The sequence below is a fragment of the Streptomyces sp. NPDC051913 genome, assembly GCF_044593635.1.
Lineage (GTDB): Bacteria > Actinomycetota > Actinomycetes > Streptomycetales > Streptomycetaceae > Streptomyces.
The window spans coordinates 1-15,431 of sequence record NZ_JBIUCI010000014.1 but is presented as its reverse complement, the minus strand read 5'-3'; the positions used below and the strand labels follow the sequence as shown (position 1 = coordinate 15,431).

At 68.5% G+C, this 15,431-nt stretch carries 13 protein-coding genes; 8 read left to right on the top strand and 5 right to left on the bottom strand.

All coding sequences use genetic code 11. The features are described 5' to 3' along the window. Nucleotides 1-39: 39 nt before the first annotated feature. The gene (locus ACIHIX_RS34035; protein WP_399963025.1) at nucleotides 40-903 is read left to right on the top strand and encodes a helix-turn-helix domain-containing protein; all 864 of its coding nucleotides are present in this window, start codon (nucleotides 40-42) and stop codon (nucleotides 901-903) included. Between the two features lie 85 nt (nucleotides 904-988). On the opposite strand, the gene fxsT is transcribed toward ACIHIX_RS34035, so the two are convergent. Together fxsT and ACIHIX_RS34025 are read right to left on the bottom strand one after the other, a co-directional pair. Then, nucleotides 989-3,562 carry an FxSxx-COOH system tetratricopeptide repeat protein gene (fxsT, locus tag ACIHIX_RS34030; protein ID WP_399963023.1) on the bottom strand — a complete coding sequence of 858 codons (2,574 nt, stop codon included), beginning with the start codon at nucleotides 3,560-3,562 and terminating at the stop codon, nucleotides 989-991. A 143-nt stretch (nucleotides 3,563-3,705) separates the two neighbouring features. Next, nucleotides 3,706-4,206 (bottom strand): hypothetical protein, encoded by a 501-nt coding sequence (locus ACIHIX_RS34025; protein ID WP_399963021.1) that lies wholly within the window; start codon nucleotides 4,204-4,206, stop codon nucleotides 3,706-3,708. A 374-nt stretch (nucleotides 4,207-4,580) separates the two neighbouring features. On the opposite strand from ACIHIX_RS34025, the gene ACIHIX_RS34020 reads away from it, so the two are divergent. Next, the gene (locus ACIHIX_RS34020) at nucleotides 4,581-5,765 is read left to right on the top strand and encodes a sensor histidine kinase (RefSeq protein ID WP_399963019.1); all 1,185 of its coding nucleotides are present in this window, start codon (nucleotides 4,581-4,583) and stop codon (nucleotides 5,763-5,765) included. Further along, on the top strand, nucleotides 5,762-6,421 hold the full coding sequence (locus ACIHIX_RS34015; RefSeq protein ID WP_399963018.1) for a response regulator: 660 nt from the start codon (nucleotides 5,762-5,764) through the stop codon (nucleotides 6,419-6,421). The genes ACIHIX_RS34020 and ACIHIX_RS34015 overlap by 4 nt, the downstream gene beginning before the upstream one ends. Nucleotides 6,422-6,688: 267 nt before the next feature. Here ACIHIX_RS34015 and ACIHIX_RS34010 read toward each other — a convergent pair whose 3' ends face one another. Beyond that, nucleotides 6,689-7,705: a LacI family DNA-binding transcriptional regulator gene (locus ACIHIX_RS34010; RefSeq protein WP_399963016.1), complete on the bottom strand. Its 1,017-nt coding sequence runs from the start codon at nucleotides 7,703-7,705 to the stop codon at nucleotides 6,689-6,691. Nucleotides 7,706-7,990: 285 nt separating this feature from the next. Here ACIHIX_RS34010 and ACIHIX_RS34005 point away from each other — a divergent pair, with 285 nt between their 5' ends. The 3 genes from ACIHIX_RS34005 (at nucleotide 7,991) to ACIHIX_RS33995 (ending at nucleotide 11,339) form a co-directional block, all read left to right on the top strand. Further along, nucleotides 7,991-9,301, top strand: a complete 1,311-nt coding sequence (locus ACIHIX_RS34005; protein ID WP_399963014.1) for an ABC transporter substrate-binding protein — start codon at nucleotides 7,991-7,993, stop codon at nucleotides 9,299-9,301. Nucleotides 9,302-9,412: 111 nt separating this feature from the next. After that, nucleotides 9,413-10,384 carry a carbohydrate ABC transporter permease gene (locus ACIHIX_RS34000; RefSeq protein WP_399963012.1) on the top strand — a complete coding sequence of 324 codons (972 nt, stop codon included), beginning with the start codon at nucleotides 9,413-9,415 and terminating at the stop codon, nucleotides 10,382-10,384. 13 nt (nucleotides 10,385-10,397) lie between these two features. Beyond that, nucleotides 10,398-11,339, top strand: coding sequence for a carbohydrate ABC transporter permease (locus ACIHIX_RS33995; RefSeq protein WP_399963010.1), 942 nt, complete (start codon nucleotides 10,398-10,400; stop codon nucleotides 11,337-11,339). 174 nt (nucleotides 11,340-11,513) lie between these two features. Here the strand turns inward: ACIHIX_RS33995 and ACIHIX_RS33990 are convergent, their stop codons facing one another. Next, nucleotides 11,514-12,275 (bottom strand): class I SAM-dependent methyltransferase, encoded by a 762-nt coding sequence (locus ACIHIX_RS33990; RefSeq protein WP_399963008.1) that lies wholly within the window; start codon nucleotides 12,273-12,275, stop codon nucleotides 11,514-11,516. Between the two features lie 180 nt (nucleotides 12,276-12,455). After that, the gene (locus ACIHIX_RS33985; protein ID WP_399963006.1) at nucleotides 12,456-13,307 is read right to left on the bottom strand and encodes an alpha/beta fold hydrolase; all 852 of its coding nucleotides are present in this window, start codon (nucleotides 13,305-13,307) and stop codon (nucleotides 12,456-12,458) included. Between the two features lie 140 nt (nucleotides 13,308-13,447). Between ACIHIX_RS33985 and ACIHIX_RS33980 the strand changes: the two genes are divergently transcribed. Together ACIHIX_RS33980 and ACIHIX_RS33975 are read left to right on the top strand one after the other, a co-directional pair. Further along, on the top strand, nucleotides 13,448-13,804 hold the full coding sequence (locus ACIHIX_RS33980; protein ID WP_399963440.1) for a winged helix-turn-helix transcriptional regulator: 357 nt from the start codon (nucleotides 13,448-13,450) through the stop codon (nucleotides 13,802-13,804). Nucleotides 13,805-14,096: 292 nt separating this feature from the next. After that, nucleotides 14,097-15,344 carry an NAD(P)/FAD-dependent oxidoreductase gene (locus ACIHIX_RS33975; RefSeq protein ID WP_399963004.1) on the top strand — a complete coding sequence of 416 codons (1,248 nt, stop codon included), beginning with the start codon at nucleotides 14,097-14,099 and terminating at the stop codon, nucleotides 15,342-15,344. Nucleotides 15,345-15,431 lie beyond the last annotated feature (87 nt).

Genomic DNA, 15,431 nt, shown 5'->3' with positions numbered 1-15,431 from the left:
CACCCTCACCCGGGGCCCGCGGCGCGGGAGAATGGGGCCATGCCGACAAGCTCTGGGACCGGACTGGCTGCGATGATCCGCACATGGCGCAACCGGCTGCCGCCGTCGGCCGCCGCGCTGCCGGTGTCCCACGGACGCCGGGCGCTCGGGCTGCGGCGTGAGGAACTGGCCGACCTGGCAGGGGTGTCGGTCGACTACATCGTGCGCCTGGAACAGGGTCGGGCCACGACGCCCTCGGCGGCAGTGGTCGCATCCCTGGCACGCGCTCTCCAGCTGTCCACGGCTGAACGCGACCACCTGTACCGTCTGGCGCGCCTCGCTCCTCCGGCGAACGGCACGATATCCGACCACCTGACACCCGGCGTGCAACGCGTACTCACCCGGCTCGGGGACATCGCCGTCGCCGTCTTCGCGGCGGACTGGCAGCTGGTGTGGTGGAACCACGGATGGGCCGGCCTCGTCGGCGACCCCTCCGCCTCACCAGCGCGACTGCGCAACTTCGCCCGCGACAGGTTCCCCCTGGACGACGGACCCGCCCACCTCGCACGGTGGCCCGTGACCGAGGCGGACCGGGAGGCCACCGACGCCGCCGTCGTCTGCGACCTGCGCCGCGCCACCGGCCGCTACCCCCAGGACGAACGCCTCGCCGCTCTGGTCCGTGAACTGAGCGCCAACGCGAGGTTCGCCGAGTTGTGGGCGACCGGCGGCGTAGCCGCACACCGCGAAGACCAGAAGACGATCAACCATCCTGCTGTGGGCCCTGTCACCGTGGACTGCGACGTCCTGACCGACGGCGACTTCGACCTCAAAATCGTGATCATGACCGCCCTGCGGGGCAGCGAGGACGAGACCAAGCTGCGGCTCACCGCCCTCGCCGGCCAGCCCACGAACGCCCCCGTCTGATCCGCTCTCGCAGAAGTGGGGCGAAGACGCTCCGCTGACGGCTGTGGCCCTTCTTGCCGGGCGTACAAGTTCTGGCCTGCGATGCCTATTCTTCGGCTTGCAGCCCTTTCACCCACTCCAGCACCTCAACGGACTGCACGGTGTCGGGATGTTCCTCACCCAACACCCGCCGCTGCCGCCCCAGCGTCTCTCCGCCCAGAACGAGCGCCTCCTCCACCCGCCCCGCCTCCGCCAGATGGAGGGCCAGGCTCAACGCCGTGACCAGAGTGTCGGGGTGATCATGGCCAAGGAGTCCACGGCGCCGGGCCAGTGTCCCCTCGCTCAGAGCGAGCGCCTCCTCCACCCGCCCCACCTGCGCCAGATGGATGGCCAGGCTCGACGCCGTGAACAAGGTGTCGGGATGCTCCTCGCCCAACACGCTTCGCCGCCGGACGAGTGTCTCCTCCCCCAGAGCGACCGCCTCCTCCACCCGGCCCAGGTCCGCCAGATGGACTGCCAGGCTCGACGCCGCAAACAGGGTTTCGGGATGCTCCTCACCCAGCACGCGTCGCCGCCGGTCCAGGGCCTCCTTGTCCAGAGCCACGGCCTCCTCCACCCGACCCACCGCAGCCAGATGGATGGCCACGTTCGACGCTGTGAACAAGGTGTCGGGATGGTCTTCTCCAAGGAGTCTGCGGCGCCGGACCAGCATCTCCTCACCCAGAGCGAGCGCTTCCTCCACCCGACCCACCGCCGACAGATGATTGGCCAGGTTCGAGGCCGAGGCCAGGGTGTCGGGATGGTCTTCCCCAAGCAGTCGGCGACGCCGCTCAAGGGTGTCCGCCTCCAAGGCGCGCGCCCGCTCGTGGTCCTGGGTGTCGTTGTAAGCGCGCGCCAGGGCATTCGCGGTCCACAGGCTGCCTTCGTCATCCGGACCCAACCGCCGTGACCAGGTGTCGTACAGCTCTTCCAGACGTTCCCGGGCGGGGTCGGCTTGGCCGCGGTCCATCAGATACCAGCAGGCGTCGCGCACCACGTTCCGCCCCTGATCGGTTTTGATGAAGGCGGGGTCAACGGCGAGGAGATGGGGCAGCAGCTGCCGCCACCCGGGCCACGTCGCGGGCTGCCTGACGTCACCGGGGTGGGCTGCGCACAGAAGCGACTCGGCATCCCGAGCGGCTTGCCGTTGCTCGTCGTCGGTGAGCTGGTCGGCCAGCACGGTCTGGGTCAGCCGGTGCACCTGCACGCTGCCGTCCTGCACCCGGGCCAGACTGTGCCGGCCGATCGCCCGCAACACCGGACCGGCGGCCAGCCGAGACGTGAGGCTCTTCGTCAGCGGTGCGGAGGTCTGGTCGGGCAGTCGGCCGGCGCAGACCGTGACGGGAAAGGGCTCAGGGGCCAGCAAGGACAGCGCCGACAGCAAGACCAGTGCCCCTGCATGCTCGGCCGCCAGACGGTCCCCGGTCAGACGGACCTGAGCGGCTAGCGATACCGGATACCCCGCCGGGCGGCCCTCGGCCAGCACCGCCGCGGTGTTCGCGGCCAACTCACTCCTCAGGTCCGCAGCCGACAGGCCACCGCTGAGGAGCGAGCCGGCCTGCGCGAGCGCGAGGGGGAGATCGTCCAGGGCTCGGGCGAGGTCGTCGGCATCCGCATCATTGAGAACGTGGTGGTGTGCGCCCAGCAGAGCGCGTGACTCGGTGCGGGAGAAGACATCCACGCTCAACGGGGTGGCGCACACCTGCCAGTGCGGGTTTCGGGAGGTGATCACCACATGTCCCGTGCCGCCGGGCAGGAAACCGGTCAGAGCTTCAGGGTCTTCGGCGTTGTCGAAGAGCAGCAGCCACCGCGAACGCGTCCGCAACTCTTCCAGGAGCAGTTGCACGGCCTCCCCCGCCGGCGTGCCGGCCGGTGCGGCCCCGATCCGGCCGGCCAGGGCGGCGAGCTGGTCGGGGATCAGAGCCGGGTCCTGCGCGGCGATCCACCAGGCCAGCTCGTACTCGCCCGCGAACCGGTACGCGTACTCGATCGCCAACTGGGTCTTGCCCACGCCGCCTCGGCCATGCAATGCCTGCACCGCCACCCGGTTGTTCGTCACCAGGGCTTGGCGCAGCTCGACGAGGAGGGCGTCGCGGCCGGTGAAGGACGCGTTGCGGGCCGGCACGTTCCATACTCTTGGCAGGGTGCCCGGCAAGCGTGGACCGCTGCCGCCCAACTGTCTCAACACCCCACCGGAGCCGGGGAAGGGCGGCTCGGTATCCGGCCGGGACGGACCGCTGACCGCTTCCAGCAGCACCCGACGCGCCTCGGCCTGCCCGATGCCGAACAGATCCCGGGAAATCAACGCACGCAAGAGCGGCGGAGGATCGACGTCGGACACACGCACAGGGGTGATCTTCTCCCGCATGACCACCATCGACCTCCACTCCGGCCCGGTGAAGCGCTCCGGCTCGAAATACGCCGGGGAGAACAGCGCCAGGAAGCGGCCCTGCTCGAGGGCGGCGTTCATCTTCAGCACGAAGTCGTCGCCCGCACCCCAGTCCCAGCAGTCCAGCTCCACCTGCAGCCCCGCGTCGAGCAGCTGCCAGGCGATCCACTCCGCCCACGCCCGATCAGCCCCCGCATGACTGACGAACCAGCGCTGATCCGACGAACCGTCAGACGCCTCCGTGTCAGCCATCCCGCCCCCGCACCGTGCTGATGTACTTCTTCAACCAGCCTAGAAGCAGCGGACCTTGACCCGCCCTTGTTCACCACCATCCGTCCAAAGACGAATGAAAGACGCTGCGGCTCCGGGAGAAGCGGTGGTTCCGGCGGCGGTGGTCAACGGTTCTCGCGTCGGCTGCGGAGGCTCAGGGCGATAACGGAGACGAGGAACCAGAAGGCGCCGAACGCCGAGTACCCGGCCACGGTGGACAGGTTGCTCGTCGCGGAGGCGGACGTGGCGGCGATGGTGGCACCGGCGATGACGGACTGTCCACCGCTGACGGCCATGGGCCACTGGGCGCCGACGGTGCGCCAGCGCCGGATCGCCACGACGAGCTGGATGGCTCCGGAGAGGAGGGCCCAGACGCCGAACACGAGAAGGGCAGTCCCGATGGTGGAGAAGACGGCGACGATCATCCCCGCTGTGGCGGCGAGGCCGAGCACCATATTGGTGGTGCTGACGCTGTTCGTGGAGCCGGTGCCGACGCCGGTCAGGCTGCGCTCGATGATCGTGGCGATGGCGTCCCACAGGGGGTAGACGACGAGCAGCACGGCCGCGATCACTGTGGGCTCGTCCCTCGACACGAGCGAGGCGGAGGTCGCGAGGACAAGTGCCACCCAGATCAGGGAGAAGGCGACTCGGATGAGGTGGAGCGATCGGAGCCCGGAGGATGTCGTCGTGGCCGTGGCCGAAGTGATCGAAGTGGTCGAAGTGGTCGAAGTGGTCGAAGTTACGCTGGTCTGCGTCATCGGGTGTCCCGTTGTGATCGTGACGGTGTGAGACGGTCGCCTCGATGAGGAGTCTCAGCGGCCTCGGGAGGAGCCGCGTACTTCGAACGAAGTACTTCTGCCGTCCAATTTCTACGGAATGGCTTCTGCCGTCTCCGTCGACCGGAGCGGCTCGGTCGTCGACATCGTTCGTCGTCCACATCGTTGGTCGTCTACATCGTTTGAAGTACACGGCTGCCGCACACGTGAACGAGAATCGGCTCATGGCCAAGGCGCAGAACAGTCAGGACGGACCGGCCGCACCGCTGTGGGTCCGCCGCCCCGAGGTACTGCACCGGGTCGCCTATTCGGTGGCAGGGCTGGTGTTCACCGGGCAGATCGTGGCGGCGACGGTGAGGGGGTCGGACTGGCCGACGGCCCTGTCCGTGCTCCTCGCCGGCGGGGGCGTCGCCCTCTCGTGGTGGAAGCCGTGGGCAGGACTGGTCGTGACGAGTGCGGCGTCCTTCGCCGTCACAGCGGTGGGTGACGACCCCCTGTCGGTGTGGATGATGGCCGTGCTCGTGCTGTTCTCGGTCACCCTCAGGGGAAAGCAGCCGCTCGCCGGGACCGGCATCGTGGCGGCGTTCTTCCTGGGGGCGTTCGTGACGGTCGGAGGATTCCGTGGCGGTGCGGTCGTGGGAGCCGCGGCCCTCTTCTCGGCCATGGCGGGAGGTGCGACGGGGGCCGCGCTCCGTATCCATCGGGAGCACTGGTGGACCCTGGAGGAAAGGGCCGAGATGGCCATCGCCACCCGTGAGATCGAAGCGACCCGACGAGTGACCGAGGAACGTCTCCGTATCGCCCGAGATCTCCACGACGTCATCGGCCACCAGGTCGCGATGCTGAGCATGCACCTCGGTGCGGCGGAGATCGAGCTGCCCGAGGACGCCGAGTCCTCCCGACAGGCCCTCGTCTCGGCCAGGTCCAGCGCCCGTACGGTCGTCGTCGAGACGCAACGCATCCTCGCGCTCCTCCGCCTCGGGGACGACGTCTCCGGCGACGAGGCGCTCCGGCCGACCCCGGCGCTGAGCGGCCTGGAAGGACTCATCGCCTCTTTCGAAAGCATCGGCCTCGACGTCCGGCCCTCCATCAGCATCCCGGCCGGCTTCGTGGAGCCGAGCGTCGGCGTGGCGGTCTACCGGGTCGTTCAGGAAGCGCTCACGAATGCCTACCGGCATGGAGAGGGGACGGCAACGGTGGATGTGCGCGAGCACGACGGCAGGATCCGCGTCACCGTGGAGAACCGCGTCGGTCGCTCACCCCGCGGCTTCGACCCGGGCAGCGGACTCGGACTCGTGGGGATGCGCGAACGCGTCGAGTCCTCCAGCGGGCGACTGACGATCGACAGTCACGACGGGCGATTCCGGGTCCACGCGGAGTTCAGCCCCCTGGGAGAGGTCGTCCGATGACACGGATTCTGATCGTCGACGACCAGGACGAGATCAGGGCCGGGATCCGGGCGATGCTTCGGCTCGACCCGAGTCTCGTCGTTGCGGGGGATCTCTCCGACGGACTCCAGGTCGTCCCCTTCCTCCGGGACCACCCCGTCGACCTGGTGCTGATGGACATCCGGATGCCCGGCATCGACGGTGTCGAAGCCACCCGCCGGATCCGCGCCGAGCATCCGCCCGAGAAGACGCGGGTGATCGTGCTGACCACTTTCGACCAGGACGACATCGTCCTCGCCGCCCTGCGCGCGGGCGCCAACGGCTTCCTGAGCAAGACCGTGAGCCCTGCTGAACTCGTCGCCGGAATCACCGAGGTCGTGGGCGGTGGCGGTGCGTTGTCGGCCACCGCGACGGCCGCGCTCATCGGTCACATGACCGACAGTCCGCCCCCACTGATCGACAAGGAGCTTCTGCGACGCTTCAGTGCTCTGACCCCCAGGGAGCGGGACGTGGTCGTGCTGGTCGCGAGCGGTCTCGGCAACGACGAGATCGCGGCCCAGATGTCCGTGTCACCGTTCACCGTGAAGACGCATGCGGTCCGAGCCATGACCAAAGTCGGTGCCCGCGACCGAGCCCAACTGGTCTCCTTCACCTTCCGGGCCGGCCTCTATCCCTGAACCTGCCGACCGGAACCCGGAAACAGGTGGCCGCCGTGGCGATGGCGAGCTGTCCGGTGGACGAGACGGCCTGGGCACCTCCCTGGAGTCTCGCCGTCGCGCTGCGCGAGCGGCGTACCTGAGCCTGTCCCCGCGGAGGGGGCTCTTGGAGGCAACCCTTTCAAGCTCGCGCACCCGTCCCCGACTGCCACCTCAACCGCACCGTGGCCGCATGGACCAGGCCGGCGATCCGAGCGGGCCCGCGGCTCGCCGGCATCCCTCATGACCTCATGACGACTCGCGTACGACGAGTTCGGTGGGAAGCGTGACGCGTCGGCGCGGCTTGTCAGGATCGTCGATCTCCTCCAGGAGGATGTGGGCGATCATGCTGCCGATCTCCTCGACGGGCTGGCGCACGGTGGTGAGGGGCGGATGGGTGTGCCGGGCAATGGTGGAGTCGTCGAATCCGACCACGGCCACGTCGTCGGGGACCTCTCTCCCCTGCCTGCGCAGCTCTGCCAGAGCTCCCGCCGCCATGACGTCCGAGGCGACGAACACGGCGTCGAGCTCGGGGACACGTTCAAGGAGTGAACGCATGGCCGTCTCGCCGCCCTCCTCGGTGAAGTCGGCCGAGGTCACGAGTCGGTCCGCGGCCTTGTGACCCGCGTTCTCGAGGGCCTCGCGCCAGCCCTGGAGCCTGCTGCGGGCTACGTCCATGTCAAGCGGTCCGCTGATGGTGGCGACGGTGCGCCGCCCCCGCGCGAGGAGGTGGTTGACGGCCGTCGCGGCCCCGCCGGCGTTGTCGGAGTGCACATGGCTGAGTGACTCGTCGGAGGAACGGCGTCCGGCGAGCACCGTGGGCAGCCCCATGTCCTCCAGCAGCCCCGGCAGCGGGTCGTGCTCGTGCACCGAGACCAGGAGCACCCCGTCGACCCGCCGTTCGGCGACCGACTCGGTGAGCTGGTCCCGCTCGGCCTGGTCGCGGACAAGCACGAGTTGGAGCTGCGTGCGGGTCTCCGCGAGAGCCGTGCTGACACCACGGATGACTGCCGAGAAGTAGGGCTCCGAACCCAGCCTGCTCTCCGACTCCGGGATCACCAGGGCCACGGAGTTCGTCCTGCTCGTCTTCAGCCCCCGGGCAACGGAGTTCGGGACGTAGTTCAACTCCGCGATGGCCGCGAGCACCGCCGCCCTCGCCTTGTCGCTGACGAGTTCGGAACCGTTGATGACTCGTGAAACCGTGGTGCGTCCGACACCGGCGCGCGCGGCCACGGTGATGATGGTCGGGCGTTGCCTGTCCCCCATGACGCCTCCCTCGCTCGGCGATGCCCAGACGGCTTTCACCTGCGCATTGTGCCAGACCTGTGGAGAGCGTCCGCAGGGCCCGAGCGCGGGCTCGCGACATCTGTCGGCAACGAAGTGGATTCAACTTCTTGACAGACGCCTTGCGTGGCGGCCAGGCTGCGGACTCCCGAGTGGGCACGTTCCCACCATCGATTGGGAACGTACCCACCGGACAAATCTCACCTATGGAGCGAAGTCGTGAGGGCTCGCGCTCCGGTGCGTCAACGCCGCCGCTTGGAGGACGAAATGAACAAGTTCCGAAGGAAGTTGCGTACGAAAGTCGTGATCGCCGTGTCGGTGGCGTCGGCACTCGGTCTGGTCGTGGGCTGCGGAGGCAGTGACGGCGGAACCGGCGGGGGGAAGAAGGACGGCAAGGTCACCATCACCATGGGGCTCTTCGGCGTCATGGGCTTCAAGGAGACCGGCCTCCTCGACAAGTACATGAAGGAACACCCGAACGTCGTCATCAAGGCGGACGTCGCGGGCGACGAGCAGACCTACTACACCGCCCTGCAGACCCACCTGGCCGCAGGCAGCGGACTCAAGGACATCCAGGGCATAGAAATTGGTCGGGCCAAGGAACTGTCCGACACCCAGAAGGACAAGTTCGTCGATCTGGCCGGCGTGGCCGGCACGGACCACTTCCTTCCGTGGAAACAGAGCCAGGTCACCACCGCGGACAAAAAGGTCATCGGCCTCGGCACCGACATCGGCCCGATGGCGGTCTGCTACCGCAAGGACCTCTTCGAACAGGCAGGCCTGCCCACGGACCGCGACAAGGTCGCCAAGCTGTGGGAGGGCGACTGGTCGAAGTACGTCGACGCGGGCAAGCGGTTCAAGCAGAACTCGAAGGACGACAAGGTCGCCTTCATGGACAGCTCCAGCGGCCTGTTCAACGCCATGATCTACGGCAACTCCCAGCAGTTCTACGACAAGCAGGGCAAGCTGATCTACGCCACCAACCCCGTCGTGACAGACGCGTGGAAACTCGCCTCCGAGGCGGCCACGTCCGATCTGACCGCCAAACTCCGCCAGTTCCAGCCCGGTTGGGACCCCGGTCTGGCCAACAGCACCTTCGCCAGCACCGTCTGCCCGGCCTGGATGCTCGCCCACATCAGCGAGAAGGCGGGACCGAAGAACAAGGGCAAGTGGGACGTCGCCAAGGCACCCAAGGGCGCCAACTGGGGCGGATCCTTCCTGGGCGTGATGGAGAAGAGCCCCGTCAAGAAGGAGGCACAGGAGCTGGTCGCCTGGCTCACCGCCCCCGAACAGCAGGCCTACCTCTTCGAGAAGATCGGCAACTTCCCCTCGTCACAGACCGCATTGGAGATGCCCGAAGTCGTCAACGCCAAGTCGGACTACTTCAGCGGCGCCCCCATCGGAAAGATCTTCGGAGCCGCGGCCCAGGAAATCCCCGACGAGCAGGTGCTCGGCCGCAAGGACGGCACCATCAAGGACATCTTCTCGCAGGGCCTGACCCTCATCGAGGCGCAGAACAAGAGCCCGAACGAGGCCTGGAAGACCACTGACGAGCGCATCGAGAAGGCCGCCGGCTGACCCAGGGCCGTCGCCCGCCTCCCCCCCTCTCGCCCGGTGCCCCACGCCCGGCCCGTGTGGGCCGCCGGGCCCCTGCCCGCCTCACCACCCGTCCAGGAAGGACGCCTTCCGGTGGCCATCCCCACCTCGACACCCCCAGACACCGCGCCCGGCATCGGCGCGGAGCGTCAGCGGCGACGAACACTGCTGCACCGCCTCGACGTCCGCGGCGCCCCGTACGCCTTCGTCGCCCCGTTCTTCATCGTCTTCGCCGCCTTCAGCTTCTATCCGCTCATCTACACCTCGTGGATCTCGCTGCACCGCGTCGAACTGTCGACCCTGAACCTCATGGAGTGGGTCGGCTTCGACAACTACACGGCACTGTGGGACGACGACCGATTCTGGAACGCGCTGCTCAACACCTTCACCATCGGCGTCCTGTCGACCGTGCCCCAGCTGCTGATGGCACTCGGACTGGCCCACCTGCTCAACTACCGGCTGCGCGGCTCGACGTTCTTCCGCGTCGCCGCCCTCACCCCGTACGCCACCTCGGTCGGTGCCGCCGCCCTGGTGTTCACGATGCTCTTCGAGCGCGACTTCGGAATGATCAACTGGGCACTGAGCCTGTTCGGTGTCGACAACATCGACTGGGAGAACAACAAGTGGGCCGCGCAGACGGCGATTTCCACCATCGTCATCTGGCGCTGGACCGGCTACAACGCCCTCCTCTACCTCGCAGCGATGCAGGCGATCCCACGTGACCGGTACGAAGCCGCGGCCATCGACGGCGCCTCGCGGTGGCAGCAGTTCCTCAAGGTCACCGTCCCCGGCATCCGCTCCACCATCGTGTTCACCATCGTCCTGTCCACGATCGGCGCCACACAACTCTTCGGCGAACCCCTGATCTTCGGCCAAGGCCCGAACGGCATCACCGGAGGAGCGGACAACCAGTACCAGACGCTGGGCCTGCTGCTCTACGAGGAGGGCTGGAAGAACTACCAGATGGGCCGCGCCGCAACGGTCGCCTGGGCCATGTTCCTGCTGCTCATCCTCGTGTTCGTCGTCCAACGCATCGTCCAGCGCATCACCACGCGCCGGACCTGACCGGGAGATCTCCATGACCACAGACAGCATCCCGGTCCAGGCGACGGACACACCCCCCAAGACCGCGCGAAAGACCCGCAAGGCCACCCCGTCCGGTGCACGACTCCGACCACTGTTCCGCCACCCAGGTGCCGGACGCCAGCACCACGCAGGACCCGTCGCCTACATCCTGCTGGGACTCGCCGCACTGGTCTCACTGTTCCCGCTCTACTGGACGATGGTGGCGGCGTCGACCGACAACACGCGCGTCACCCAAACGCCTCCGCCCTTCCTGCCCGGACCCCACCTCCTGGAGAACCTCGGCAAGGCCTGGCAGGACGCCGCACTGGGCAAGGCCATGCTCAACAGCCTGATCGTGGCGGGTGCCATCGCCCTGTCCACCGTGCTGTTCGCCACCCTCGCCGGCTTCGCGTTCGCCAAACTCCGCTTCAAAGGCCGCAACATCCTGCTGATGCTCGTGATCGGCACGATGATGGTGCCGCCCCAACTCGGCGTCGTACCGCTGTTCATGATGATGACGGAACTGGGCTGGGGCCAGAAGCTACCCGCCGTCATCTTCCCCACCCTCGTCAGCGCCGTCGGCGTGTTCTTCATGCGGCAGTACCTGTCCGAAGCCCTCCCCGACGAACTCGTCGAGGCCGGACGAGTGGACGGTGCGCACTCCCTGCGCATCTTCTGGAGCATCGTGCTGCCCATCGCCCGGCCCCCCATGGCCGTACTGTTCATGATCACGTTCGTGCACGCGTGGAACGACTTCTTCTGGCCCTTCATCGTGCTCGACATGACCAACCCCACCGTGCCCGTCGCTCTCACCCAACTCAGCGCCGGCTACGTCCGCGACCAGTCACTCATCATGGCCGGCGCACTGCTCGGCACGCTGCCTCTGCTCGCCCTCTTCGTCGTCTTCGGCCGTCAGATCGTCGGCGGGATCATGCAGGGAGCCGTCAAGGGATGAGCGCCCTGCCGACCCCCAGCTGCCGTGGCCCTTCGCCGCCCGCACGTTCATGGACACCCACGACTGGATCGGCTGCCGCTGCCCGGCCGGCCGGGCTGGCCTCGTACAGTTCCTCCGTCCCAGATGCTCACCGCGCGGGCCTGACCTGCCTGCGCCGCACCGCCTGCGGAGTTGTCAGCCTGCCAGCCGAACCTTCCAGATCTCCTCACTGGGCCACTGCTGTGCCCAGTCGGCGGAAACCTCCGGGTAGTCCCGCGCAGACTGGGGTGCCTGAATCTCGATCAGATCCTCTACGACGAAGTCGCAGGCCCGCAGCAGACGGATCATTTCACCGTGCGGCAGGACGAACTCCATGCGATTCCCCCAGTCCAGCCGTGTCAGGCCGAACTGGCCGCGGGACAGAGCGGCGGACGCCGGCCCCTCGGGACGCGCACACAGCGCGAACAGCGGCGAGTACCGAGAGAACACCAGCCGACCTCCAGGAACGAGAATCCGGGCTGCCTCCGCGATCCACTGGTAGGGGTCGCACCACAGCGAGGCGCCGTACTCGCTGATCGCCAGGCCGAACGTGTTGTCCTCGAAGGGCACGTTCTCCGCATTGCCCAGGAGAAGGGGAAAGTCCAGGTCGAACTCCGCCTGCATCACTCGAGCGGTGGCGAGCTGCCTCTCCGAGACGTCGATCCCGACCGGATGGGCTCCCGCACGGGCCAGCCAGGCGGAAACGTAGGCCGTACCGCAGCCCAGATCAATGGTCCGCATCCCGTCGATGCCTTCGGGCAGCAGGGAAACCTGCGACTCAGGGGTGGCCCACAATCCCCAGGACGGCTCCGCCTGCGCCCAATGAGCACGGGCCAGTGGCCCGTGCCACGCAGCCGCCTCGTCATCCCAAAAGCGTCGGTTCTGCTCCACATGCTCCGCCGGGGCCTCATGAGTCATGAAGACATCTGACCGACGCCGCTGTTGTTCCGGCAACGGCTTTTTGCGCCGCTGGACTCCCGCTGATGCGGCGCAGCTCTGTGAACCGCTCCGGGATCGATGAAGGTGGTATGCCCATCGCCGACACACCCGTCAACGTCATCTGGACTGACCGCTATGGACACAGTGCGCCGGGCCCGGTCATGCCGCTCGCGCGTCTTCGCCGGCCAGGAACGGGCGCAGCAGTGTGAGCAGGGCGCGCGGCCGGTGCAGCGGGATGATGTGGCCGCAGTCCTCGATGACGTGCCCGGTGAGATAGTCGGTGACCGGACGGAGCTGGCGTTCCAGCGCCGTACCGACAGGTTGGGCGCCCAGCGCCATGGTCGGTACCGTCAGGCGGGCTGTGGCGACTGCCCGCTCGATCTGCGCCGCGCTCTCGGGCAGGGCCCGATAGTACGAGAACGCGCAGCTCAACGCCTCGCGTCCGGTGTACGCGCGGACGAAGGCGTCGCGGACAGCGAGGGGCACCCCGTCGCCGAGCGTGCCGGTGCGCAGGAACCAGTCGACGTAAGCGGCCTCATGTCCCTCCAGCACGGTCTCGGCGAGGCCGGGTGCGGCGGAGTGGAAGCCGAACCACCACGGCGGCCCGTCGGCGAGGAAGTCCTCGGCGCCCGGCAGTCTGCCCAGCAAAGCCTCCATGACGACCAGGCGCCGGACGAGATCGGGGCGACGCAGGGCCAGGAGGAAGGCCGGCGCCGTACCGGCGTCGATGCCCACCACCGCGGCCGAGGAGACGTCGAGTGTGGCGAGCAGCGCTGCCGCGTCCTCGGCCAGAGTGCCCGCGTCGTACCCCGAGGCGGCCCGGCCACTCGCACCGAATCCGCGCAGGTCCGGCGCGATGACCCGGTGGCGGTCGGCCAGATCGGCGATGACGTCCGTCCACAGCTCCCAGGTGTGCGGGAAGCCGTGCAGCAACAGGACAGCCGGGCCCGACCCGGCGAGGGCGACGTTCAGTTCGACACCGTTGACGGGGATGCGTCGCAGCTCAGGCATGGCGGGGCTCTCCCAAGGGGTGATGCGGAAAGTGACAGGGTCACGCTAGGGAACTAGCCTGATCCGCCCAAGACGGCACTTTCCCTTCAGGTGGTGAGCCCCAGGTGACCAGGTCGAGGCCCGGTGAGCGCGGGGATCTGATGGATCCGCACTGCCCGACGCGGCAGTTGCTGGACCGCATCGGCACCAAGTGGACGTCGATGGCGGTCAAGGTGCTGGCCGAGGAGGCTCCGGGCGAGGTGCGTTTCGCGGAAGTGCGGCGTCGAATCCCGGGCATCTCGCAGAAGATGCTCTCCGTCACCCTGCAGAGCCTGGTTCGCGACGGTCTGGTCGCCCGCCGTGTGGAGCCCACCGTGCCGCCCGCCGTCCACTACCGGCTCACGGCGCTCGGCCTGTCCCTCGAAGTCCCGCTCTCCGCTCTGCGGGTCTGGGCCGAAACGCACATGCCGGAGATCGACCGCAACAATCAGCTCGCCGACGGGTCGCCCCTCAACTAGGGCATCCATCGAACGCGCAGGCCACAGCCACTCCGTAAGTTGTTAGGCGGCCCAGGAGGGCTGGGTGTGGCTTACAGTCACTTGTCTTCAGTGGCTTTCAACGAGCGGCCGCCCGGCTCTCCGGGGATCGGGCTCCCCACGGACTCTGCCGTTCAGGCGCGGTCGAGGCCGGCTCACGGGGCAGGGATCGTATGGCTGGTCGGCGCATCCGGGAGAGGTGTGCGGAGGGAAGAAGTCGGTACCTGTATGTGGCTGTCGCCCCGGCGCCGCCGGACCCGCCGAGGAGGCTTCTGTGCCCGCGTCCCCGAACATCCCCGATGTCCTGGTCATCGGCGCAGGTGTCGCCGGACTGGCCTGCGCGCGGGATCTCCTGGCGGCCGGGCTGGACGTCCAGGTCGTGGAGGCGTCCGACGCCGTGGGCGGCCGGATGCGCTCCGACCGTGTCGACGGCTTCGTCGTGGACCGGGGCTTCCAGGTGTTCAACACCTCCTATCCGCAGGTGCGCCGAAGGCTGGTGCTACGCGAACTGCGGCTGCGGCCGTTCATGGCCGGGATCCTGGTGCACACCGTCGGGCAGGGCACCCTGCGCTTTCAGGACCCCACCCGGCGCCCGCACGCCTGGTCGACGCTGCTGCCGGGACGGCTCGCGGGTCCCCGCGACCTCGCGGCGCTCGGCCTGCTCTCGGCCCGCGACCTGTTCGGCCCGGTCAGCCGGGTGAAGACGGCGCGGGACCGCACTACCCGCACCGCCCTGGCCGACGCCGGATTCTCCGAGGAGTTCGTGGAACGCTTCTTCCGGCCGTTCCTGTCCGGGGTCTTCCTGGAGGACGAGCTGGAGACCTCCAGCCGCTTCTTCCATCTCGTCTGGCGCAGCATGCTCCGCGGCACCCTGTGTCTGCCGGGCGCCGGTATCGGCGCCGTCCCCGCGGCGCTCGCCGCCGCGCTGCCCGCGGGCACGGTCCGTCTGGAGACTGCCGTGAGCGCCCTCACCGACGACGGCGCCGTCACGGACACCGGAGCGGAACTGGCCGCGCGGGCGGTGGTGGTGGCCACCGGCCCCGGACCCGCAGGGCGGCTGCTCCCCGGCCTGAAGGTGCCCGACTGCCGTGTGGTGACCACGTATTACCACGTGGCACCGCGGTCGCCGCTGGCTGAGCCGGCGCTCCTCGTCGACGAAAGCCGCCGGTTCCTGAACACATGTGTCCTGAGCGAGGTGGTGCCGGGACACGCCCCGGACGGCTACGCCCTCGTGGGGACCTCCGTGCTCGGCGGGGACGCCGACGGACGGGAAGGGATCGTGCGCGCCGCGCTCGCCGAGGCGTACGGGAGGGACACCGCAGGATGGGACCTCCTCACCGTCCGCACGATCGTCGACGCGCTGCCGGTCATGACGCCGCCGCTGCCGCTCAGCCGGACCACCCGGATGGGGCCGGGACGTCACGTGTGCGGCGATCACCGGGGCACAGGCTCGGTCCAGGGGGCCCTGGCCTCCGGCGCCCGGGCCGCTCGGGAAGTACTCCGGGAACGCTCGCGTTACTGATCTCCTCGGATTGTTGTCGGGTGGTGGGTGAGGCTGAGTCCGGTGCCGGCGAGGCAGCCGTCGATGAGGTCGGGCCGTAACTGGATA

Excerpts from the sequence above, each read along its gene's own strand:
- ACIHIX_RS34035 (WP_399963025.1), top strand. The coding sequence starts at position 40 with ATGCCGACAAGCTCTGGGACCGGACTGGCTGCGATGATCCGCACATGG.
- fxsT (WP_399963023.1), bottom strand. The coding sequence starts at position 3,562 with ATGGCTGACACGGAGGCGTCTGACGGTTCGTCGGATCAGCGCTGGTTC.
- ACIHIX_RS34020 (WP_399963019.1), top strand. The coding sequence starts at position 4,581 with ATGGCCAAGGCGCAGAACAGTCAGGACGGACCGGCCGCACCGCTGTGG.
- ACIHIX_RS34015 (WP_399963018.1), top strand. The coding sequence starts at position 5,762 with ATGACACGGATTCTGATCGTCGACGACCAGGACGAGATCAGGGCCGGG.
- ACIHIX_RS34010 (WP_399963016.1), bottom strand. The coding sequence starts at position 7,705 with ATGGGGGACAGGCAACGCCCGACCATCATCACCGTGGCCGCGCGCGCC.
- ACIHIX_RS34005 (WP_399963014.1), top strand. The coding sequence starts at position 7,991 with ATGAACAAGTTCCGAAGGAAGTTGCGTACGAAAGTCGTGATCGCCGTG.
- ACIHIX_RS33995 (WP_399963010.1), top strand. The coding sequence starts at position 10,398 with ATGACCACAGACAGCATCCCGGTCCAGGCGACGGACACACCCCCCAAG.
- ACIHIX_RS33990 (WP_399963008.1), bottom strand. The coding sequence starts at position 12,275 with ATGACTCATGAGGCCCCGGCGGAGCATGTGGAGCAGAACCGACGCTTT.
- ACIHIX_RS33985 (WP_399963006.1), bottom strand. The coding sequence starts at position 13,307 with ATGCCTGAGCTGCGACGCATCCCCGTCAACGGTGTCGAACTGAACGTC.
- ACIHIX_RS33980 (WP_399963440.1), top strand. The coding sequence starts at position 13,448 with ATGGATCCGCACTGCCCGACGCGGCAGTTGCTGGACCGCATCGGCACC.